The sequence below is a fragment of the Kyrpidia tusciae DSM 2912 genome (assembly GCF_000092905.1).
Classification (GTDB): Bacteria; Bacillota; Bacilli; order Kyrpidiales; family Kyrpidiaceae; genus Kyrpidia; species Kyrpidia tusciae.
In genome coordinates, this window is record NC_014098.1 from 1366666 (window position 1) to 1390103 (window position 23438).

The 23438-nt window shown below is 58.3% G+C and carries 15 protein-coding genes and 3 rRNA genes; 12 read left to right on the forward strand and 6 right to left on the reverse strand.

What is annotated here, in order from left to right; translation table 11 throughout:
- Positions 1-479 precede the first annotated feature (479 nt).
- The 4 genes from BTUS_RS06770 to rrf all read left to right on the forward strand — a co-directional run bounded on the left by BTUS_RS06770 (position 480) and on the right by rrf (position 6776).
- Entirely contained in the window at positions 480-1721 is a 1242-nt protein-coding gene (locus BTUS_RS06770; protein WP_013075368.1) for a transposase, read from the forward strand.
- 303 nt (positions 1722-2024) lie between these two features.
- Positions 2025-3564 (forward strand): 16S ribosomal RNA (locus tag BTUS_RS06775).
- Positions 3565-3667: 103 nt separating this feature from the next.
- Positions 3668-6625, forward strand: a 23S ribosomal RNA gene (locus BTUS_RS06780).
- A 34-nt stretch (positions 6626-6659) separates the two neighbouring features.
- Positions 6660-6776: ribosomal RNA gene (gene rrf / locus BTUS_RS06785) — 5S ribosomal RNA — on the forward strand.
- Together the 16S, 23S and 5S rRNA genes form the textbook arrangement of a ribosomal RNA operon.
- A 198-nt stretch (positions 6777-6974) precedes the next feature.
- On the opposite strand, the gene BTUS_RS06790 is transcribed toward rrf, so the two are convergent.
- Entirely contained in the window at positions 6975-8078 is a 1104-nt protein-coding gene (locus BTUS_RS06790; protein WP_013075369.1) for a GerAB/ArcD/ProY family transporter, read from the reverse strand.
- 761 nt (positions 8079-8839) lie between these two features.
- Between BTUS_RS06790 and cmr1 the strand changes: the two genes are divergently transcribed.
- From cmr1 to csx2, 7 genes are read left to right on the forward strand one after another with little or no spacing between them, the layout of a single operon-like run.
- Positions 8840-10108 carry a type III-B CRISPR module RAMP protein Cmr1 gene (cmr1, locus tag BTUS_RS06795; RefSeq protein WP_013075370.1) on the forward strand — a complete coding sequence of 423 codons (1269 nt, stop codon included), beginning with the start codon at positions 8840-8842 and terminating at the stop codon, positions 10106-10108.
- On the forward strand, positions 10105-11928 hold the full coding sequence (gene cas10 / locus BTUS_RS06800; RefSeq protein ID WP_013075371.1) for a type III-B CRISPR-associated protein Cas10/Cmr2: 1824 nt from the start codon (positions 10105-10107) through the stop codon (positions 11926-11928). The genes cmr1 and cas10 overlap by 4 nt, the downstream gene beginning before the upstream one ends.
- Positions 11925-13106: a type III-B CRISPR module-associated Cmr3 family protein gene (locus BTUS_RS16815; protein WP_013075372.1), complete on the forward strand. Its 1182-nt coding sequence runs from the start codon at positions 11925-11927 to the stop codon at positions 13104-13106. Before cas10 ends, BTUS_RS16815 begins: the two co-directional genes overlap by 4 nt.
- A gap of 23 nt (positions 13107-13129) precedes the next feature.
- Complete coding sequence (gene cmr4, locus BTUS_RS06810; RefSeq protein WP_013075373.1) at positions 13130-14020, forward strand: type III-B CRISPR module RAMP protein Cmr4; 891 nt, start codon at positions 13130-13132, stop codon at positions 14018-14020.
- Between the two features lie 5 nt (positions 14021-14025).
- Complete coding sequence (gene cmr5, locus BTUS_RS06815) at positions 14026-14394, forward strand: type III-B CRISPR module-associated protein Cmr5 (protein WP_013075374.1); 369 nt, start codon at positions 14026-14028, stop codon at positions 14392-14394.
- Positions 14395-14399: 5 nt separating this feature from the next.
- Positions 14400-15233 carry a type III-B CRISPR module RAMP protein Cmr6 gene (gene cmr6, locus BTUS_RS06820; protein ID WP_013075375.1) on the forward strand — a complete coding sequence of 278 codons (834 nt, stop codon included), beginning with the start codon at positions 14400-14402 and terminating at the stop codon, positions 15231-15233.
- Positions 15230-16504 (forward strand): TIGR02221 family CRISPR-associated protein, encoded by a 1275-nt coding sequence (gene csx2 / locus BTUS_RS06825; protein WP_013075376.1) that lies wholly within the window; start codon positions 15230-15232, stop codon positions 16502-16504. Before cmr6 ends, csx2 begins: the two co-directional genes overlap by 4 nt.
- On the opposite strand, the gene BTUS_RS17915 is transcribed toward csx2, so the two are convergent.
- The 5 genes from BTUS_RS17915 to BTUS_RS06850 all read right to left on the reverse strand — a co-directional run bounded on the left by BTUS_RS17915 (position 16487) and on the right by BTUS_RS06850 (position 21996).
- Positions 16487-16633, reverse strand: a complete 147-nt coding sequence (locus BTUS_RS17915) for a hypothetical protein (protein WP_013075377.1) — start codon at positions 16631-16633, stop codon at positions 16487-16489. The two genes, csx2 and BTUS_RS17915, sit on opposite strands and share 18 nt — an antisense overlap.
- Before the next feature lie 109 nt (positions 16634-16742).
- Complete coding sequence (locus tag BTUS_RS06835; RefSeq protein ID WP_013075378.1) at positions 16743-17942, reverse strand: RNA-guided endonuclease InsQ/TnpB family protein; 1200 nt, start codon at positions 17940-17942, stop codon at positions 16743-16745.
- A gap of 187 nt (positions 17943-18129) precedes the next feature.
- Positions 18130-19041: an acetamidase/formamidase family protein gene (locus tag BTUS_RS06840; protein ID WP_013075379.1), complete on the reverse strand. Its 912-nt coding sequence runs from the start codon at positions 19039-19041 to the stop codon at positions 18130-18132.
- Between the two features lie 114 nt (positions 19042-19155).
- Positions 19156-20526 (reverse strand): APC family permease, encoded by a 1371-nt coding sequence (locus BTUS_RS06845; protein WP_013075380.1) that lies wholly within the window; start codon positions 20524-20526, stop codon positions 19156-19158.
- 66 nt (positions 20527-20592) lie between these two features.
- Entirely contained in the window at positions 20593-21996 is a 1404-nt protein-coding gene (locus BTUS_RS06850) for a glutamine synthetase family protein (protein ID WP_013075381.1), read from the reverse strand.
- 317 nt (positions 21997-22313) lie between these two features.
- Here BTUS_RS06850 and BTUS_RS06855 point away from each other — a divergent pair, with 317 nt between their 5' ends.
- Complete coding sequence (locus BTUS_RS06855) at positions 22314-23285, forward strand: sigma-54 interaction domain-containing protein (RefSeq protein ID WP_052300723.1); 972 nt, start codon at positions 22314-22316, stop codon at positions 23283-23285.
- The last annotated feature ends 153 nt before the right edge of the window (positions 23286-23438 follow it).

Sequence of the window (23438 nt, forward strand, 5' to 3'; positions counted from 1 at the left end):
CCGATGCACGCCGCAAAACCGAGCCTGTCGTCGAAAACCCGCCCGTATCGGGCGATGAAGCCGATCTGTCGGCCGAGGTCGCGGATCGGTGGGGTTGTATGGAGGGCGGTGGCTCGCATATAATCAGTTTCGTCACTGCCGCGGGCGGTCACCCCCGCCTCGGTAGCCGGGAAGCGATGCGCGGCGGAGGCCGCGGGTGTTTCCACGGAGCCTTTTTCGATGCCGAAAAGGCCAGGAGGGATAAGGGGTAAGGAGCAGGGACCAGAAAACTTTCCCCCAAAGAGGGCCAGGAAAGACAGGGGTTTTGAATGGGGGGAGGGATAGATTCGGACAAATTCACCCCAGTCCAATAAGACAGGTGAGTCCTCTTTTGTTAGAATAGTGGTTAGACAAATGATCCAACAAGGAGGACTCACCCTATGGCCATTATACCACAACTCGAACTGTTTTCCTAGGAAGAGATTGAGCCGCTTGGAGACTTGGAACGCCTCCGGCTGGTTCTGGAACATCTGCCGGACGAAGCGCTCATGGCGCATCTGGAGAAATCGAGAGGTCATGGACGAGATGACTACCCGGTACGGGCGATGTGGAACTCGATGTTGGCAGGAATCGTGTTTCAGCACCCGTCGATCGAGAGCTTACGTCGGGAACTCTCTCGAAACGGGCAGCTGCGGTCGATCTGTGGGTTGCGCGCAGTTCCCAGCGCAGCTGCTTACACCCGATTTCTCCGCAGCTTGATGGAGCACGGATCGTGGATCGAATCGATGTTCGACGAGCTGGTGAAGGCCCTGAGTGAGGAACTTCCGGATTTCGGGCGTCGTTTGGCGATGGACAGCAAGGCGATCGCCTCGTGGGCGTCCCGTCCCTCGAAAGAAAAGAAGGAAGACGGACGGCGGGATCTGGATGCAGCATACGGGGTAAAAACCTATCGTGGGACCCGCGAGGACGGGAGTACATGGGAGAAAGTGGTCCGGTGGTTTGGCTACAAACTCCACCTGGTGGTGGATGCTCAGCATGAATTGCCTGTGGCGTATACGGTGACCAAGGGGTCGCGCTCCGACGTCAAAGAAGGGCATGTCCTGCTGGATGAGTTGGAGAAACGCCAACCGGAGATGTTGAAAAAGGCCGAGGTCCTGACGGCCGATCGGGGGTACGACGACTCGAAACTCTTGAGTCGCTGCTGGGATGAATATGGGATCAAGCCCGTGATCGACACGAGGCGACTGTGGAAAGACGGGGAGCAAACGCGGTTGTTACCGGGACACACGAACGTGGTGTATGACGAGGGGGGAGCGGTGTACTGTTACTGTCCAGAGACAGGGGCCCGGCAACAGATGAGCAATGGTGGATTCGAGAAAGACCGGGGGACGCTGAAAAAAGTATGTCCAGCCAAGGCGTACGGGATCACGTGTCAAGGGCGGGAACAGTGCCCCGTGGCCGGAGGGGTGCGGGTGGCGCTCGCGGTGGACCGGCGGATCTTCACGCCGATTGCCCGGGAGAGCTACAAATGGGCAAAGGAATACCGGTACAGGACGGCGGTGGAGAGGGTGAACAGTCGCTTGGACGTCTCGTTTGGGTTTGAACGGCATACCATTCGTGGGCTGGCCAAGATGCGGTTGCGCTGCGGCTTGGCTTTGTGCGTGATGCTGGCGATGGCATTGGGGAGGGTGCGGGAGAAGCAGCAAGAACGCATGAGGAGCTTGGTTCGCAGCGTGTCCTAAACGGAACGCGATCGTAGAAGGTGGAGCTCCTGGGCCAGGTAACCAAGAACCTGACCCTAGTTCAGCATGGCCTGAACCATCCAATCTGTGGATGATAAACCAGATAATGGACATACCAAACTCGCCACGCCGATGGGATTCGTGCTGAAGGTTCGGGGAAAAAGGGACATCGAAAAAGGCTCCCACGAACTACCGGTTGCATCATCGGCCGGGATGTGATAGAGTATCTTTCGTCGCCGCTTCAAGCGGCACCTCGATCCTTGAGAATCAAACAGTACGCCACTGTTAGCCCGGATGAATCTTTTCACGGAGAGTTTGATCCTGGCTCAGGACGAACGCTGGCGGCGTGCCTAATACATGCAAGTCGAGCGGGTCTCCCCGGGGCTTGCCCCGGGGAGATCAGCGGCGGACGGGTGAGTAACGCGTGGGCAACCTGTCCGACAGACCGGGACAACGCCTGGAAACGGGCGCTAATTCCGGATGGGCGCCAGGGGCGCATGCTCTTGGCGGGAAAGGGGAAACCCGCTGTCGGGTGGGCCCGCGTCGCATTAGCTGGTTGGTGGGGTAACGGCTCACCAAGGCGACGATGCGTAGCCGGCCTGAGAGGGTGGACGGCCACACTGGGACTGAGACACGGCCCAGACTCCTACGGGAGGCAGCAGTAGGGAATCTTCCGCAATGGGCGAAAGCCTGACGGAGCGACGCCGCGTGAGGGACGAAGGCCTTCGGGTTGTAAACCTCTGGCTTTGGGGACGAGGGCACCGGGGGGACCCGGTGAGGGACGGTACCCAAGGAGGAAGCCCCGGCAAACTACGTGCCAGCAGCCGCGGTAAGACGTAGGGGGCGAGCGTTGTCCGGAATCACTGGGCGTAAAGGGCGCGCAGGCGGCGATGCACGTCCGAGGTGAAAGGCAGCGGCTCAACCGCTGAGGGGCCACGGATACGGCATGGCTTGAGGGTCGGAGAGGCAAGGGGAATTCCTGGTGTAGCGGTGAAATGCGTAGAGATCAGGAGGAATACCGGTGGCGAAGGCGCCTTGCTGGACGACGCCTGACGCTGAGGCGCGAAAGCGTGGGGAGCGAACAGGATTAGATACCCTGGTAGTCCACGCCGTAAACGATGAGTGCTAGGTGTGGGTGGGGATGCCCATCCGTGCCGAAGGAAACCCAATAAGCACTCCGCCTGGGGAGTACGGCCGCAAGGCTGAAACTCAAAGGAATTGACGGGGGCCCGCACAAGCGGTGGAGCATGTGGTTTAATTCGAAGCAACGCGAAGAACCTTACCAGGGCTTGACATCCCTCTGACACCTTCAGAGATGGGGGGTTCCCGTTTGGGACAGAGGAGACAGGTGGTGCATGGTTGTCGTCAGCTCGTGTCGTGAGATGTTGGGTTAAGTCCCGCAACGAGCGCAACCCTTGCTCTGTGTTGCCAGCACCCTGGGTGGGCACTCACAGGGGACTGCCGGCGAGGAGCCGGAGGAAGGCGGGGATGACGTCAAATCATCATGCCCCATATGTCCTGGGCTACACACGTGCTACAATGGGCGGTACAACGGGGGGCGAAGGGGCGACCTGGAGCGAATCCCTGAAAGCCGTTCGTAGTTCGGATTGCAGGCTGCAACTCGCCTGCATGAAGGCGGAATCGCTAGTAATCGCGGATCAGCATGCCGCGGTGAATCCGTTCCCGGGCCTTGTACACACCGCCCGTCACACCACGAGAGTCGGCAACACCCGAAGTCGGTGGGGCAACCGGAAGGGGCCAGCCGCCGAAGGTGGGGTCGATGATTGGGGTGAAGTCGTAACAAGGTAGCCGTATCGGAAGGTGCGGCTGGATCACCTCCTTTCTAGGGAGCAAGGCAAGGCGAAGGGGTTGGGGTGGGCGTACTGTTTGATTCTGAGGGAGCGAGGCTCTCTCTTGTTCCTTGAGAACTGAAAAGCCACGCAGCGAGAGAAAGTAGGAAAGGCGCACGGTGGATGCCTGGGCGCTGGGAGCCGAAGAAGGACGGGGCGAACGCCGAAACGCCCCGGGGAGCCGTAAGCAGGCTGGGATCCGGGGATGTCCGAATGGGGGAACCCGCCGTCTGGGAGAGGCGGCATCGGCGGCTGAATGCATAGGTCGTCGAGGGCAGACCGGGGGAACTGAAACATCTCAGTACCCCGAGGAGAAGAAAGCAACCGCGATTCCCCAAGTAGCGGCGAGCGAACGGGGAGAAGCCTAAACCGGTCTTTTAGGGGGCCGGGGTCGAGGGGCGTCCCGTAGGGAGTGAGAAACCGGGTGGGTAGGAGAAGGGTCTGGGAAGGCCCGCCGGAGAGGGTGAGAGCCCCGTATCCGAAACCGACCGGGCTCCGGGGCGGACCCCGAGTAGGGCGGGGCACGAGGAATCCCGCTTGAATCCGGGAGGACCACCTCCCAAGGCTAAATACTCCCCAGCGACCGATAGCGGAGAGTACCGTGAGGGAAAGGTGAAAAGCACCCCGGGAGGGGAGTGAAAGAGGACCTGAAACCGTGTGCCGACAAGCAGTCGGAGGGCGACGTTAAGCCTGACGGCGTGCCTTTTGTAGAATGAACCGGCGAGCGGCCGTATGAAGCGAGGTTAAGGCCTTCAGGGCCGGAGCCGAAGCGAAAGCGCGTCTGAAGAGGGCGAGAGTTTCATGCGGCAGACCCGAAACCGGGTGATCTACCCCTGACCAGGGTGAAGTGGCGGTGAAACGCCATGGAGGCCCGAACCTGTTGGTGTTGAAAAACCATAGGATGAGTTGGGGGTAGGGGTGAAATGCCAATCGAACCCGGAGATAGCTGGTTCTCCCCGAAATCGCTTGAGGGCGAGCGTGCGGCGGTGAAGGCGGGGGCGGTAGAGCACCGATTGGGGGAGGGGCCCGCGAGGGTTACCGAGCCGAGTCGAACTCCGAATGCCGTCGTCGGATGCCGTGCAGTGAGACTGCGAGTGATAAGATCCGCGGTCGAGAGGGAAACAGCCCAGACCGACGGCTAAGGTCCCCAAGGGCGGGTTAAGTGGGAAAGGAAGTGGCCGTGCGAAGACAACCAGGATGTTGGCTTAGAAGCAGCCATCATTGAAAGAGTGCGTAATAGCTCACTGGTCGAGTGCGGCTGCGCCGAAAATGAAACGGGGCTCAAACCCGCGACCGAAGCCTCGGACAGGAGACTGTGGTAGGGGAGCGTTCCCGCGTGGGGGAAGCACGACCGGGAGGGCGTGTGGACGTGCGGGAAGTGAGAATGCCGGTATGAGTAACGAAAGACAGGTGAGAATCCTGTCCGCCGAAAGCCGAAGGGTTCCTGGGGAAGGTTCGTCCGCCCAGGGTTAGTCGGGACCTAAGCCGAGGCCGAAAGGCGTAGGCGAAGGGCAACGGGTGGAGAATCCCGTACCACCGAGGTCCGTTTGAGCGAAGGGGGGACACAGGAGGACAGGGGAGCGGCCGGCTGGAAGAGGCCGTCCAAGCGGCGAGGGGGTCACGCAGGGAAATCCGCGTGGCGGGAAGCCTGAGCCGTGATGGGGAGGGAAGGTTGAGTACCGAAGTCCCTGGGTTCACACTGGCGAGAAAAGCCTCTAGCGAGGACCTGGGTGCCCGTACCGGAAACCGACACAGGTTGGCACGGAGAGGATCCGAAGGCGACCGGGAGAACTCTCGTTAAGGAACTCGGCAAAATGGCCCCGTAACTTCGGGAGAAGGGGCGCTCCGGTAGGGTGAGGGTCCCCGCGGGCAGAAGCTTTCGCTTTTGCCGGTGGGGGGGAAGCCCGAGGGAGCCGCAGAGGAGAGGCCCAAGCGACTGTTTAGCAAAAACACAGGTCTCTGCGAAGCCGGAAGGCGAAGTATAGGGGCTGACGCCTGCCCGGTGCTGGAAGGTTAAGGGGAAGGGTGAGAGCCCTGAACCGAAGCCCCAGTAAACGGCGGCCGTAACTATAACGGTCCTAAGGTAGCGAAATTCCTTGTCGGGTAAGTTCCGACCCGCACGAAAGGCGTAACGACTTGGGCGCTGTCTCAACGAGAGACCCGGTGAAATTGTAGTCCCTGTGAAGATGCAGGGTACCCGCGGCTAGACGGAAAGACCCCGTGGAGCTTGACTGTAGCCTGATATGGGAGATGGGTCGGTCATGTACAGGATAGGTGGGAGGCAGGGAACTCCGGGCGCCAGCCCGGGGGGAGCCGACGTTGGGATACCACCCTTGGCGGATTGATCTTCTAACCTGCGGCCGTGAACCGGTCGGGGGACAGTGTCAGGTGGGCAGTTTGACTGGGGCGGTCGCCTCCCAAAAGGTAACGGAGGCGCCCAAAGGTTCCCTCAGCGCGGATGGACATCGCGCGGCGAGTGCAAAGGCACAAGGGAGCTTGACTGCGAGAGGGACGTCTCGAGCAGGGACGAAAGTCGGGCTTAGTGATCCGGCGGCACTGAGTGGAAGGGCCGTCGCTCAACGGATAAAAGCTACCCCGGGGATAACAGGCTGATCTCCCCCAAGAGTCCACATCGACGGGGAGGTTTGGCACCTCGATGTCGGCTCATCGCATCCTGGGGCTGAAGTCGGTCCCAAGGGTTGGGCTGTTCGCCCATGAAAGCGGTACGCGAGCTGGGTTCAGAACGTCGTGAGACAGTTCGGTCCCTATCTGCCGCGGGCGGAGGAAACTTGAGAGGGGCTGTCCTTAGTACGAGAGGACCGGGATGGACCGACCGCTGGTGTCCCAGTTGTGCCGCCAGGCGCATCGCTGGGTAGCCAAGTCGGGGAGGGAGAAGCGCTGAATGCATCTAAGCGCGAAGCCCGCCTCAAGATGAGGTTTCCCACACCGTCAAGGTGGTAAGACCCCTTGGAGAAGACGAGGTAGATCGGTCCGGCGTGGAAGCGCCGCGAGGCGTGAAGCGGACGGATACGAATCGGTCGAGGCTTTCTTGAGCTGTGGTGGCTTTTCGGTTTTGAGGGAACGAGGGTCGGGTGACGAGAGCGGAGGGGAAACACCTGTGCCCATCCCGAACACAGAAGTGAAGTCCTCCAGCGCCGATGGTACTTGGGCCGCCGGGCCCTGGGAGAGTAGGACGTTGCCGGGCGCGTTCCCGCAAGCCCCGCAGGTAACCACCTGCGGGGCTTTTATCTTTGGACGGGCCTTTGTCTGGAACCATCGGCCGGTCGGCCTTCCCCTTCGCATGTGCACCCGTGCAACCGCGGCGTGTGCAGGATGCCGGAACATCGGGAAGCCGCGGCAACGGGATGCCCGGATCTCTCAGATGCGGCGGTGCAGGGCATGGTCATAAGGAGTTGCCGACCGACTTGCGGGTGGTCCACCAGCGCCGAATAAGCTGCACGACTGCGGCCAATCCCACAAGCCCCACCCCTCCCACAGTGATGTACCCCCACATCACCTCTTGGATCAAGAAAAGCTTGTCCTCTCTTCCGTGCCATAAGAATAAACAAGCTGCCCAGACGACGATTCCCCCGCTCCACACCAGGGGTCGCTGGTGTTGTAGAGTCGCCCATTCCTGCAAGCCTGAGGTGAGGACATAGTGAAGAAACGACAGCTTGAGGAAGATCGTGGCCACCACGCCGATGACGTACAAGGTATCGAGCCGCTCTAAAAAGTCTCCGATCCGAATGGCCCGCACTACCTCGAGAATTGGATAAAAAGTATACTGCGTGGAGAGACCCAGGACCAAGTGAACGGTCAATTCGGCAATAACCCCGGAGCCGGCGAGAATCAGCACGGCAGTTCCCAGCGTTCGGAGATACCAGTTTGCATCTGTGGAATGTCGGATCTGAAGAGTGAACGTGAATTCGGCAAGAAGAGCCCACAGGACCACGTCGCCGCGTAGAATCGCGTCCCAGCCATCCGCCAACACCGGGTGGATATAGCTGAAATCCAGGTAAGGGGTGGCGAGGAGGAACAACCCCAGCGTGATGATGATCCCGATGGGGCTAATAATCTCCCCCATACGGCCCACCACTTCCAGGCCGAGGTAGGTGGCGTAACACGCAGGAAACAGGATCATCCCCGCAATCCATGTGCTGGGCGTGTTTGGCAGAATCGTGGTGGCGATAAACTCTTCCAATTCCCGGGCGACGAGGGCTTCGACGATGAACACCAGGAGCAGTTGCCACAGACCGGCCAAACGTCCCAGCCACGGGCCGAAGGCCGCGAGATATCCCTGCAGGAGAGATTCCCCAGGAAAGACCCGAGTGAACAACCCGATCACGCCGATGACGACAAAGCCCCCGATGCTTGCCAAACCGGCGCTGATCCATCCGTCCCGAAGCGCAAATTTCCCCACGGAAGCGGGAAGCAACAGGATCCCCGTTCCGAGGACAAGCCAAATACATAAAAATAGGAATTGCGGTCGGGATAGTTGCACTGACATCGGTTTGGTTCATCCTGTTCATCCTTTAATGGGATCATTCCGGCGATGGACAAGGATTCCTGCGTTATCGCTGAAATCCTCTCGCTCCGCCTGTTGTCTGATGCCCCCGTCGAAGCGTCTCGGCACCGCGGTGGTTCAACCTCTGTGCCCGTACCCGAGGGTTGCTCCCTTCTTCTGGTTTAGGGTGTCCAGAATGTCCATGCTCGATCAAGCAAACAAATACCGCCCCTGGCGAGGGCGGCCGTTCGACTACCGGCATGCAAGGGAAGCCGACGGACTCGGCGGTCGGCCACAGAACCGGATTCCGACTGATCCGGCGATAATCCACGGTGTGTGCAGGGCGATTGCCGACAGCGGGGTCGATCCATAGCCTCCTTCGCCAAAATGGAGGCACGCCTCCTTCAGCAGTTTCTCTCTGGTCGACAATCCGACTCTCATCCTATATAGCCTAATTAACATTAGTTAGCGTTCGTTGTAGCGTTGTCATCGGGAATTTGCAATGTGAAAAATGTAAATGGTCCGCGGGAGCGTATGCGTGTGGCACGATGGCCGTCTTTGTAGACGAATGATGATTGAGCAGTCATGATCCTTATGAAAATGGGAAGGATGAGCTGGAATCATCCTCAAATTCTGATATAATCATTTCGCGAGCCGTCGCGGTGCTTCGGCCAAAACTTAGAAAACAGATTGTGAGGCTCTGTTGCAGGGAGGCGCGTCCCAAAGAGCACCTCCGTAAATCGTAAACTGGAGGGAGGAAACCAATGGACGTTTTTCCGGAAACTATTCCCAAGGCGTTGCTCCAAAGCGGCGTTCGGGAAGAAAAAATCTTTTTCAAGACGGTTACGCCGATTTTCGGTGGGGGTGTGATAACACGCCAAAACGACCCTCTCACCTCGGTTCGCGGGCCCGCGGTGCGTGGGCAGCTGCGCTTCTGGTGGCGGGCCACTCGGGGGGCTTCGTGTGCGAACGAGAAAGAATTGCGAAAGAAAGAAGAACAGATATGGGGATCCACCACCCACAAGAGCCGGATATCGCTGCGGGTGGACATGGACCGCAACCATCCGGGCAGCCAAACCGTTTGTGCTACATATCCGCCGGGCAAGACGTATCCAACCTTTACGACCGATTTTCCCGGTTATGCCTTATTTCCGTTTCAAGGCAAGAACTCCGACAAAGAGGAAAAAGTGCCCCCCGCAAGTGGGCTCGTAAGAGCGGGGTTTACCTTGACTGTGCTATACCCGATAGAATGTAAGGACGATCTTCATGCCGCCCTGTGGGCATGGAGCAATTTTGGAGGGATTGGTGCCCGAACACGAAGAGGTTGCGGAGCACTCTATAGCCGACAATTTTCCCCCGCTAAAAACGCTGATATTCACGAGTGGTACCAATCCAACCTAGATGCCTATGACATTCGGTTACCCGAGGAGCCGAAACCTTGGCCGACTTTGCCCCCGTGTCTCATGGTCAATGAAGAGCTGATTGAACCCATGAAGGCCTGGAATCGAGGGATCTACGTGCTGCAGGCGTTTCGACAGGGCGCGGATATTGGCCGCAATCCTGGGCAAGGCAACCGTCCTGGTCGTTCTCGCTGGCCTGAAGCGGACAGCATTCGTCGCATCTCCGGAAAAGCGTGCCCGCGTCACCGGCAACCGATTACCGGTCGTGAGAATCGCTTTCCCAGGGCGGAACTCGGTCTGCCGATCATCTTTCATTTTAAGGACAAGAAGAAAGGTGACCCGCCGGACTACACACTGCGGCCGGTCGACCACAACCGCATGGCGAGCCCCTTGATCGTCAAGCCGCTCGCCCTTTCCGAGCACATGGCCGTTTCGATCATTCTGCATCTACAATCTCCTCCTCTTTGCGGGGCAGAGTTACGATCTGGTAAAAGTCACACTCTTGTACGCGCAGACGAGATCCGCGATCCCAATTTGGTGCGCGTTCCGAAATCTCCCCTGCACTACGGTACAACGGGATCGGCGATTGAAGCCTTCTTGAACTTTGCGAAAAAGAAGAGGGGATACCGATGAACAAGCAACTTCTCGGGATTTCCATCGGTCCGGTGCAGGATTTTATCGCCTCTGCCCGAAAAACCCGGGATCTCTGGTTCGGCTCGTACGTCCTGTCCGAGATCTGCAAGGCGGCCGCAGAGGTTCTGAGAGAACAAGGCGAACTCATCTATCCCAGTTTTGCCCGGGAAGAGGACTGGGAAGATGATCGGCAGAATACCGCGAACAAAATTCTGCTGGAAATAGATGCAGGGGTCGACGCCCGTCTTGTGGCCGCCAGAGCCAAAGATGCGGCAATCCGGCGGTGGGAAGAATTTGCGAAAGAAGCTTTAGAGAAGGCGAAGCGAGAGTCAGGGCGCCGTATTGACGAAGAGCTCTGGGCCGAGCAGGTGCGGGGGGACGATGTCATCGAGTTTTATGCCGCTTGGGTACCGGTGGTCGCAACCTATCAAGAAGCCAGAGTCAGGGTTGAACGCCTTCTGGCCGGACGGAAAAATTTGCGGGATTTTCAACCGGTTCAGGGGCGGTTTGGAGTGGCGAAATCGTCCCTGGACGGGGCGAGGGAGTCGGTTTTTCTCGAGGAGCAGCTTGGAAATTCTACAGTTTCAGCAAGGGCCGTCAAGGAGCGGGAGCATCTCGATGCGATCGGAGTGGTGAAACGATTCGGAGGAAAAGCCGAGTCTTATGTGTCTGTGGTGCAACTGGCTGTCGATCCCTGGGTCCGGGGTATAGAGGGCAACACGGATCCGCAAATTCAGGGAAAGTGGAAAGAAGTGAAACAGCTCGTCGAGACGACGGGAATTGCGGACCCGAAGAAGAACTATCGCTATTTTCCCTACGATGGGAGCGTACTGCTGCCGTCCCGCTTAGATCTTTTGGCCGGGGAGAAGGGGATCATCGGTCCGGACATCCAGTCGTTGCGAGACGCGCTCAACGATTTATATAAGACCCTTCAGCCCCCCATCCCCTACGTCGCGGTCCTCTCCGCCGATGGTGACCGCATGGGGCAGACCATGTCGGCGATCCAGGACGCGCGAGGACATCAGCTGTTTTCTCAGGCCCTCTCGCGGTTTGCCCGGGAGGTTCGGGATATCGTGGAAAACAAAGGGGCAAGGCAATCCTCGCCCGCAGCGGCTTTCACCGGGATCCTGATTTACAGCGGCGGAGACGATGTATTGGCCCTGTTGCCTGTAGATTGGGCGCTGGATGTTGCGCGGCTGTTACATGATCGGTTTCAAGTCATCCTCGAGCCGGTCCTGGAGGCCATTCACGCGGATTCTTCCGCTTTGCGGGCAGTTCCCACCCTGTCGGTGGGGATTGGAATTGGCCATTGCTTGGAGCCCATGGAGGATTTATTGAATTTGGCCCGGGAGGCAGAGAGGTGCGCGAAAGGGGATGATCGCAACGGTCTCGCCGTATTCCTGCAAATGCGAAGTGGTAGAGAAACTCTGGGCTTTCGCGAGAGGTGGGATAAAAATCCCGATAAGAAGATCGAAGAAAAGGTGAAAGGGTTTCTCTCTGGAAAAATCCCGCACAAGGTGCCCTATGATCTTCTTCAATTGGCGATCGCTTATGGCGGAAAGGGGGTCAATGATCCCGGTCAGGAGCAGAGTTCCTGGCCGCCTGAGAAGCTGCTCCAGGCAGATATCCGGCGCTTATTTGAAAGAAAAAGAACGCGATCCGGTAAAGTGTTGGAAGGACCCCTGATAGACCAGTTGTCTGCGGAGGTGCAGACCTTGGGGGACGTGTACCGTTTGTCCACGTCGTTACTGCTGGCCTACCACGTGGCCCGGAGTTGGCGCCAGTCGGGACGAACGGGAAAGGAGACGTTGTCAACATGATTCATGTGCAGATCTGGCCTCGGGATCCGCTCGTGGTGAGGGATGCTCGCCCTTTTGGTCCGGAAGGCGGCAACAGAATGGTCTGTTTAGACTGGCCATACCCTTCTGTCCTCGCCGGCTTTCTGCGAACCTGGGTGGGGAAACATGTAGTGGACAGCCCAGGGATAGAACCCTTTACACCAACGCGAGTTCAGTGGCTGAAGAGTTTGACCATCGGCGGCCCCTATCCATGTGTCGGCGAGAAACTCTATTTTCCTGCGCCGCTCGATGTCGTTCTGTTTCGGGACGATGATTCGCGTTCTTTGCAAGGAATCGCCCTTCGCCCCCACGAAATGGGAGAAGGGGAGGGGTGTGACCTGCCCCATCCCGCTCTACTTCCTGTTGTCGTTACGGAAGACCTCAAACCGGCCAAAGGTCCGGCCTTTTGGTCCCGGGAGCGCATGATGGCGTGGTTGATGGACGATCACCGCAGCAATGTAGCCATACCGGCTGAGGAGGGTACAAGCAACATCACCGAATTCCAGCTATCAGCGCCCGAGTACCTTTATCCGTTAAAGCGAGATGTGCGCGTGCACGTTCACATCGACCCGTTGACTGGACGGGCCGGGGATGAGCAACTGTTTTCCACATCGGGACTGGCGTTCCCCCACGGCGTGGGGATCGTCACGTGGGTGGAGGGGCTGGAGGAGTCCTCGTGGCCCAGTGTGGGGGCCGTGTTGGCGCCCCTGGGCGGGGAGAGGCGGCTTTCTTTTTTACAGACAACATCCCCTCTTTCGTGGTTTCCCGATGATGAATTGTCGATCGCCCTGGACGGTGCCGATGGGGTGCGAATGGTTTTGGCCACTCCGGGTCTGTTTCGATACGGTTGGTTGCCGGGCTGGATTGACCCGGACACGTTACAAGGCACGCCGCCCGGCATGAACGGGTTGCGGCTGCAATTGCGGAGTGCCTGTGTAGGCCGGTGGAAGCCGCTCTCGGGCTGGAGCATCGAGAAGGGCCACTATGGCCCGAAGCCCATTCGCCGGATCGTCCCGGCCGGGAGCGTCTACTTTTTCGAAGTGTTGGCGGGAAACCCCGGTGCTTACATAAAGGATGCGTGGCTTCGATCGGTGGCGGACGAGGAACAAGATCGGCGAGACGGTTTTGCAAACGCTCTTTGGGGCCGTTGGAAGCGATGAGCAAAGAAAGGAGATACGTCAACATGCGGGGCCATAACAGGATGTTTTGGTTGCACGCCGTCACCCCCCTCCATGTCGGGGCGGGACAGGGCGTGGGGTTTATTGATCTGCCGATTATGCGGGAAAAGGTCACCCATTGGCCGGTCGTTCCGGGAAGCGCCGTGAAAGGTGTCTTGCGGGACTATTTTCAAGGAACAGATTTGAAAGGGTTTACGCTGGCCTTTGGACAGGGAGGAGTGGGGGATGAGCAGGCGGGGTCACTCGTGTTCACCGATGCCCATCTGGTGATGCTGCCCGTACGCAGCTTGTACGGAACCTTTGCCTATGTTACCTCTCCTTTTGTCTTGATGCGCCTGCGGCGGGACTTGGAGATGGTGTACGGCTCAGGAATGCCCGCGGACATGGGAAGCGTAGGGGCCACTACAGCCGAGGATGAGATTTATCTTTCAGAGCTTAGCAGCTTAGCGATGGACCAGAGCGTATTCCTGGAAGATCTCGATTTCACTGCCAAGACGGACCCGACGGTTAAACAGTGGGCTGACTTTTTTGCGGAGGCTCTTTTCCCTGAAAATGACCCCTGGCGGCCCTTTTTTCTCGAACGGTTCGCCATGGTTTCAGACAATGTCTTCAATTATCTCTGTGAAACGGCCACCGAAGTACAGGCTAGGATCAGGATCAATGACGATACGAAAATCGTGGAGAAGGGAGCCCTCTGGTACGAGGAAAATCTCCCGGCGGAAACGGTACTGGCCGGTGTGGTGTGGTGCGATCAGGTGTACGGAAAGGACGTCACGCCGCAAGAGTTGATCACAAACTTTTGTCCGTCAAAAGTGAATTTACAGATCGGCGGTCATGCCAGCGTCGGCAAAGGGCAGATCCGCTGTCTGTTCACACCTGGGTCGAAGAAGGGATGATGGCCATGCAAACGAGACAGCAGCAGTGGGCGCGGGATGTGTACGAAAAGATTGACCGTGTCGAAAAGCGAAGTCGGGAGGAGCAAAAAGATTACGGCCGCATTTGCGTAAGTTTCCCGGCGTTGTTGCATGCGTCCGGGCTGTGTCAAGCGGTTGCTTTTTGTCAGGCCAAGGGGTCGGCGCCTGGAAGGGAACATTTTATACAGTTCCTCAATGATTTAGCCGATACCGTGGGGGTTGACCACTCATGGACCGTGGCCCGCGAAGCCGATTTGGTGCAATATATGCGGTTGACCCAACGGGTCATGCAGGCAGCCACTTGGTATAAACGATACGCGGAAGCGATTCTGAAGGTTCAACCGGGAGAGGACTGAGGGTCGTGAAACAAGCTTGTCGAAATGTGCAGAAGTCTGCATTGAATCGCCTTTCCCCGGAGGTTTCCACCCACTCGGGTCTGATTCTCCAACGTTTCCTGGAAACCCAGGCCGAGAAGGTGGATGAGCCAGACCACCGCAACGGGAGTACGCCTGTCGGTCTGCACGGAAAGGAAAAGATTTTGGATATAGCTGAACAATCGGTGGGCGGAATCCTTCCTTGGTATGAAAAAGTGTATCAGCGCTACGTGTCTCAGTTACTGCCCTGTGTGACCTGGGAGATGGAGGTAGAAGGACGTTTGGTGGTGGGTCTTGGTTCTGCTTCGCCTCTGGAGACGGGATTGACTTTACACCATACCTACGGCATCCCCTACGTTCCCGCTACGGCCTTAAAAGGGTTGGCCTCCCACTATTGCGGTGAGGTTTGGGGTCAAGAGGACGAGAGGTATCGCAGGGGCGGGGAATATCACCGGTTTCTTTTCGGTACCCTCGAAGAATCCGGTCATATCTGTTTTTTTGACGCGTGGATCACGCCCGAGACCCTCAGAGGGTCCCTCGTGCGGGATGTCATGACGGTGCATCATCCGGATTATTACCAGGGGGACCGGCCACCGACGGATTTTGACGATCCTAACCCCATTCCTTTTCTCAGTTGCAAGGGGCGTTTTTTGCTCGCGTTGTCTTCGGAGCGGACCTCCTATAGCGACAAATGGACCTCGCTGACGATGGAACTATTGAACCGGGCCTTGCAGCAATGGGGCATTGGCGGCAAGACCAACGCCGGTTACGGGAGAATGAAGGCTGTCGTAGAAAAACGCGAACGGGGAGAGAAACGATGACCGTCAAACTTTTGACGTTCCTTGGTGTCGGGAAAAATGGCCATTATGATCCCTATTGTTATCAGTTTGGAGAGGACGTTTCGGAGGAGACACCGTACATTCAGCGGGCTCTGATGGAGTTGCTGCACAAAACCGCCCACCCTCCGGAAGAGATGTACGTTTTTCTTACTCCGGAAGCAGAACGGCAGAGTTGGTTAGGGCCTGGAAAATTAAAGGAACAATTGATCGCCTTGCGGGAGAAAGTGTATTTTTCCTGGATCCCTGTGCCTATCCTCGGTGCTACAAAAACCAAGGAAATCTGGGAAGATTTTAAAACCGTGTTTGATGTGCTTCGTCCTGAAGACGAAGTAATTTTCGATATCACCCATTCCTTTCGCCATCAGCCCATGATGGCTCTGTTGATCTTGCATTTCGCTCGCATTACAAAAAATATCATGGTCAGGGGGATTTACTACGGGAACATCTACGAAGTCCCGGCGCAAGTGGTCGACTTGACGTCTTTTGCCGATTTGCAGGATTGGATCATCAACGTCTACGCATTTACCGAAATGGGCCGCGCCGAACCCTTTAATGAGTGGGTACGGAATAAAAAGAGGATGGCTGCGCGAACAAAAGGACAGGGACAGGCCATTGAACCGATTCAAAAAATGGCCCGGAGCTGGGTAGAGTTTACGACCGCCTTGCAGGCCTGTCGCGGGCCCCTAGTTCGCGACAAGGCCGTGTCGGCCAGGAGAATTTTGGAAGATTTTAAGGATCAAGCAGAGGCGCTGCCGGATTTTCAGCCGATTAACATTCTGTTGGACCGAGTGAATCGAGAGTTACAGCCGATGGAAGAGGATGATGTGATCCAGGCTGGGTTTGCGGCGATTGACTGGTGCAAACGCCATGGACTCGTCCAACAGACCTTTACCCTTTTGTATGAATTGGTCATCACTGCAGTATGTGAGCGGGAAGGGTATGGCAAGCAACGGGTACATGATCGGGAGGACGTTGCCCGGCACCTCCACTATGCTTCAAAGTTAAAAGATAAGCGACCGATGGATTCCTCTTCTGAATCGTATAATATGGAACTGGTCAACCGACTGTTGCAGTATCCCGAGATGGTGAAACGGTTTCATGACATTGCCAATTATCGCAATGATTTTAATCACGCCGGCTGGCGATCCGACGCCAAGGAAGCGAAGACGATCATGAACTTTCTTGACAATCATTACGAGGAAGTTTGCGACGCGATTCGTGACTATTGGCAATGCTCATCCGTTCAGGCTTAACGAATACAGGTTATGATTGAATCCCGGGCCGCCGTGAAGGAGCAGCAATTTGACGGGACTCTCCCCCAGTCGCCGGGTCCACACGTGGTACCCGCCGGAAATGGGCACGATGCGCGATGCGTCGGCCACGTCCACACACCTCCTGTTGACCTCCTCCCCCTTTTGGCGGAGGATTCCTTCCTGCCACCAGGGGCCTTGTTGCACCCCTTGGATCGGTCGAACGACCGACTCCCCGGCTCTACACCGGAGAACAGGCGATCCGGGCCAGTCCAGCCCTTAATATGTTTATCGCTCCCACTGTGTCGGCATTGCCCTCATACCCGCATCGCTCACACCGGAATGTCGATTGCCTCGGCCGATTCGCTTGGCTCACATGTCCGCATTCCGGCACCGGACAAGTCTGGCTCGTGTACGAGGCCGGGACGGTCCCCAGCCAGCCCCCAAACCAGTGGAGCTTGTAGTCCAAGAACGTTTGAAACATGAACCACCCTTGGTCCAGAATCGCTTTGTTCAGACCGCTCTTCGCCCGCACGTTCTTCCCCGGATTCTCCCTCGTCCCCTTGGCTGACCGGCTCATGTTCTGGATCCGCAAATCCTCCACAAACACCATCGCGTGGGTTTTGCTGATGGCCGTGGAGGTCTTGTGCAGAAAATCCCGCCGGGCATTCGCGATATGCGCATGAAGACGCTGAATCCTTGCTTTTTGCTTTTGCCAGTTTCGCGAGAACCTTTTCTTCCGCGACAGCTTCCGCATTTCCCAAGCCAGTTTCGTTTCGTGCCGACGGAACCACCCCGGCGCATCGACAAACGTGCCGTCCGACAACGCCGCAAAATGCACAATTCCCCGGTCGATCCCCACAGCCGACTCCGACGGGTGGACCGGCTCCGGCACGTCGATCTCCGTCTGGAAAGAGATGTACCAGTGCCCGGCCTGCCATGTTACCGTGGCATTCCGAATCGTCCCGTCGATGGTCTGGGACTTGCGGAACTTCACCCACCCGATCTTGGGCAGGAAAACCTTCGGCAAGACACACCGCCCGTCTGCATCCTTGGTCGACAGGTCGAGCTTGATCTGTTTCGGGTCCGGAAAGCGCAGGCCCGCCTCGTCCCGGTTCTTTTTCTTGAAGGTCGGGAAGCGCGCCGGGTTGGACTTGTCAAACGCCGCCCGGATTGCCCGATCCAGAAACTTGAGCGTCCATTGCAAAGGGTGCACAGGGGCGTTGGTCAAAAAACCGTATTCCTCGCTGTGTCTCCAGAGTGTCAGGAGCAGGGCAAGTTCCTCATACGAGAGCAAAGGGTACCCGGCCTCCAGCCGCCCTTTTTGCAAGGCCAGCGCCTTGTTCCAGACCAACCGCGCACATCCCCGGTAACGGGTGACGCACTGGGATTGTTCGGTTGTCGGTTCCAAGCGGAATCGAAAGGACTTGAGAATTTTCATGGTTCTAGGATACCCCAAATGTTCGCGAATCGCAAACGCACGTTCGCCAAAAGAGCCGCTCTTCCTCTGTCCGCCCAATGACGCGCCTTATCCTCTTCCTGAAGGAAGAGGATAAGGCGCGTTTTTTTCAGATCAAATGGGGATGGGGGCGGCCCTGTGTGGTGAACTCCCGCCCCCTGGGAGTTCCCTACAGATTCCCAAAGGAAATCCCCATCTTCTCCAGCCAAGCCCGGTCGAACTCCATCCGGGCGGTCTTCAGCGGATCCACCACCTGGCAGATGCGCAGCTCCCCCTTGGCGCTGAGCAAAAAGATCGCTTCGGCCCCGGAGATCCCGGTTTGCTGGGACATCCAGTGGGCCATGCGCTTGGTGGCCACGACTGCCGCCTCGTCCAGGGTCGCGGCCGAGGCGATGGTCATCACCCGCTCGGCGTCCACCACCATCGGAGTCGGCCAGGTGAGCCCTTTCAGCACGTGGAGTTTCACTGTCACCTTCCCGGCGATCTCCACCCCGCACACCGCCACCTCGCCGTCCCCCATGGAGGCGTGGAGGTCCCCCAAGGCGAAAAGCGCCCCGGGCACGTTGACGGGGAGCAGGAGAATGGCCCCTTCGGTGATACGCTTGCAATCCATATTCCCGCCGTGATCCCCAGGCGTCCCGCAGGGAATCGGCATATCCCCCGAGGGCGCCGTCCCGATCACGCCAATCATCGGGTTGGTGGGCACCTCTCGCCCGAAAAGGTTCACCCGGCCTCCCGACACCTGGATCATCCGAATATGGTTTTCCTCCAATTCGTCCCCGAGAACCCCGAGTCCCGGGCCCGTCGTCATCACCCCCTGAGATACCAATTCCATTTTTTCAATGTGAATGGCGAGAATGTCCCCTGGTTCTGCCTCTTCCACGTAGATCGGCCCGGTGGCCGGGTTGATCCGTTCCCAGTCCAACCCGCCAAAATCCTGGGACTCCGAGCGGATTTGGTTCTCAAAGCAGTCGGCGGTCTCGATCACCACCCGATCTCCACTGTGCACCCGAAGAGCCGGGCGATTCCCGGCGGACATGGCATAGATCAAATGACTGCTTGACAGCTGATGAGTGGCCATAAGTCATCCTCCATTTTTATCCTTTATTGGCATCCGACACCCAGGAGCCGCCCGGCCGCAGGGCCCCCGGCTTGCCTGCCCGGTCCCGAACACCGGGCGGGAGTCACGCGGCTGTTACACCGATTCGATGTCTTTGGGTTTCACCCGCAATCCCCGGGTGGTGATGAGTAGCACGATCACCCCGAGGATGAACCAACTGCCCCCGAGATAAAACGTCAACGCATCGAAGTTGAGCCACACATAAAGGAGCACCAGGATCCCCAACAGGGGCATGAGGAAATGCGCCCCCCATCGTCCGGTGCGCCTTTTGCCGAGAAAATAGATCATCACCGTGAGGTTCAGCGCGATAAAGGTGGTCAGGGCGCCGAAATTCACCAAACGGCTCAGGTTGTCGATGCTGAGGAAAGCGGTGACGATGATCGAGAGGACCGCCACCACCAAGGTGGACACAATGGGCGTTTTGTATCGCGGGTGGACGGTGGAGAGGACGGCCGGGAGCATGCGGTCCCGCCCCATGCTATAGAGCAGCCGCGATATCGCCGCCTGGGCCGCCAGGGCGTTGGCGATCCCCCAGGCGACCACCGTGACCACCAGGGTGAGCAATTTTAGCCAAGTGCCCCCGACTCGTTCTGCCACAAAATAGAAAGCGACGTTGGGATCGGGGAACTGGGTGTAATCGGGGTACGCCACCGCGGCCAAATAGGTCAACACCATGAACAGGACCGCCACCACGATCAGCGCCGCCACCGTGGCCTTGCCCACCGTCGACCGGTCACCCCGGGTTTCTTCCGCCAGGGTGCTGATCCCGTCAAACCCCAAGAAGCTCAGCACCGCAATCGATGTGGCGGAGCCCACCATCGCCCAGCTGAACTCATGCGGGTTGAACACCGGGGTGAACGTAAAATGCGTGCCTGCTGTCCCCGAGGCCACGTAAATCAGCGCCGCTATGCAAAAGGCCAAAAACGTCAGCAGTTCGATCACCAAAATGACCCAGTTGGCCCGGTTGGTCATCTGGATTCCCCGGATGTTGATGATCGTGTTGATGACGACGAACACCACCACCCAACCCCAGGTCGGCACGCCGGGCAAGAGTTCGTTCAGCCACGAGGCAGAAACCAGGTACAGCAGGGCCGGGATGAGAATGTAGTCCAGCATGATCATCCAGCCGGCGAGAAAACCGATAAACGGGTTCCATCCCCGCTGGACGTAGGCGTAAGCAGACCCGGCGATGGGGAAGGCCTCGGACATGCGAAAATAGCTGAATGCGGTAAAAATCATCCCCACCAAGCCGATCAAATACGCCAACACCACCATGCCGTGGGCCGTTTGGACCACCTGGCCGTAGATCCCCATGGGGGCGATGGGCACCATGAAAATAAGCCCATAAACGAGCAGGTCCCAAAAACTGAGGCTGCGTTTCAGCTCTTGCTTGTAGCCAAACTGTTCGACGGAAAGGGACGACTCGTGATCGTCGCGTTTATCCAATGCCCTTCATCTCCTTGACATCGTATCGCCGCCACATGGCGGGGTGAACTCTTGCGCACTTTCGCGCTAAAATATATCTTCGTATTCCATCCATTCCCAGTCTGTCACATGGCGGAAAAAGCGTTCCACCTCCGCCCGGCGCAGCCGCAGGAACTGTTCTTTGAAAGACCGCCCGAACACCTCTTCGGTCCATGGATCCTCTTCAAAGGCGTCCAGGGCCTCAGATAGCGATCGGGGGAGCAAAGGAGCCGCCATTTCGGACACGGGCCGATCCGCCACCGGGTCTCCCGGATCGATCCGGCGCTCAATCCCATCCAATCCGGCTGCCAGGGCGGCGGCCAGAGCCAAGTAGGGATCGGTGTCCGCTCCGGGGAGGCGATTTTCGATCCGGGTCGCTTTTCCCCGGGCCGGCGGCACTCGGATCATCGTCTCCCGGTGGTCATATCCCCAGGTGATCCAGTGCGGGGCGAAGGCCCCGGGCTGGAGGCGCTTGTACCCGTTTATCGTGGGGTTCATCAGCGCGCTGACGGTTCTAGCATGAGCCAACTGCCCGCCAATAAACCATCGGCAGAGCTGCGATAACCCATCTCGTGCCTTGGGATCGGCGAAAGCATTGGCGCCGTCACTCCCGTGGAGAACGTGGTGCAGATGTGCACCGCTTCCGCTGAATCCGCTGAGGGGCTTGCTCATAAAGGTCGCCTTGAGACCGTGTTGCGCCAACACCTCCCGGATCGTGGTCCGGTAGTAAAAGGCCATGTCGGCGATCTCGAGGTTCCAATACGGCGCGTAGGAGATTTCGAACTGCCCTGGACCGTACTCGGTGTTTGCCACCTCCGGTCGCGCCCCCATTGCCTCCAGGGTTTGGACGAGATGGATCAAGAGGGGTTCCAGGGCCGCTTGTTTGATCTCTGAAAAACATTGCAGCCCGGTCCAGGCGGGAACCCCCGGCGGGTGAGGGGACGAGGGGCCGGGGGAGATGGCGTCGGGCGATACGGGGGCTTGGCCGCGGGAATCCCCGTCTCGTGCAAAAGCGTAGAACTCGAATTCAAAAGACCCCTTCACCTGGAATCCCGCTGCCCGTGCCCGCTCCAGAACCCGGCGCAGGACGTGGCGGGGAGCATAGTCCACCGGTTGTCCCTTGGCCTCGAAGGGATCGGCGATAACCCGGGCAACACCCGGAGCGTAGGGGAGAACGGAGAAGGTGCTGAGATCGGGTTGCAGGTGCCAGCTGGGGTACCCGCTGCGGGGGCCGGGCCCCGCCCCCGGAACAATGCGAGCCGAGGAATCGAAGGCAAACAGTGCGGAGGGAAAAGACAAACCGTCGGTGGCCATTCGTTCCAGAAACCGCCCCGATGGAACCTCTCTGCACCGGCTCATGTGCCCGAGATCCTGGACGCAGACCCGGACCAACTGAATTTGGTGAGCCTGGATCATTTGCTGAACTTCTTGGTGCCAGTCCGGTGGTGTCACCTCACTCCTCCTTTCGGGCGGGCGGGAATAATCCGCCTCTGGGATTTGCCAAACGTTAACTCGCAAAAATCGTGCCAAATTGACGGCTCGTCCGCATGACGGTCCGAACTGGCCGGAAAGGCCGAAGTTCGGGGACCTGGGGTCTCAGGGTCCGGGGAGGGCGACGCTGCGGGTTCCTCAAGTGGTCCAAAAGTGCACCAAAATGGTATATAATCGAACATGACGATGAGATGAGAGGTGATCGATCGGGGGAGGAGGCTTTGCTGCCGGGAGCCCTCGTCAAAAACCTCGGACATGAGGAGGGGTGGGATGTGGCGATGGAAGCGGCGGGACTGGCGGTGTGCGGCGAGGGATTTCGCAAATTGTTGGAAGAGGCCCGTCGGGTTGCCCGGTACCCGTCCACCGTATTGATCGAAGGAGAAACGGGGGTGGGCAAAGAGGTGGTGGCGGATTTTATCCACCGGAACAGTCCCCGGGCCAAGATGCCCTTTACGAAGGTGAATTGCGCCTCGATCCCGGAGACCCTGTTGGAGTCGGAGTTGTTTGGATACGAACGGGGGGCGTTCACCGGAGCCAAACGGGAGGGGAGCCCAGGACTTTTTGAATTGACCGACAAAGGGACCCTGCTCCTCGATGAGATCGCCGAGTTGTCTCCCTTGCTCCAGGCGAAATTGTTGCGGGTTTTGCAGGACCGGGTGATCCGCCGGGTGGGGGGTAGCTGGACGCGAAGCTTAGACGTCCGGGTGATCGCTTCCACCAACCAACCCCTGCGTGATTTGGTGCGCCAAGGCCGGTTTCGGGCGGACTTGTTTTACCGGCTTCACGTGGTGCGCATCGTCGTCCCTCCCTTGCGGGAGCGCAAAGACGAGATCCCCGGGCTGCTCGCGTATTACATGGACCATTTCAACCGTGAGTTCGGCCAGTCCAAGCAGATGAGCCCGGGGCTCGTTCAGCAACTGTGTCAATATGACTACCCCGGGAATGTCCGGGAGCTGCGCAACATCGTCGAATCGTTGTACGTGCGAAGTCCCGGGCCCCTCATCGATGGAGGGCAGGTGTTGGCGGAGATTCTGGCCTCCTGGGTGGGAGACAATTCCGCGGCACCCGTTGGTGTGAGTCCCGGCGGTGTCCCGACCCTGGCGGAAACGGTGGCAGGAGCGGAGCGCCGGGCCATCGAGTGGGCGTTGGGCCATACCTCCAGCGTGCGGGCGGCTGCCGCCGTGCTTGGGGTGAGTCACACGACCCTGCTCCGCAAGATGCGCCGCTTGGGCATCACGGATGCCAGGTGAAACTCCGAATGAAATCGTCACGCATGCCCCCGGTAAATCGGTACGCTTGTTCTTCTGCCCCTTTTTCTTCGCTTTCAGTCCTTCACGAGATCGCTCCCACTAATGATAGATAATCTAACAAATTTAAAAATAAAACTTGACGTTCCGTGATGA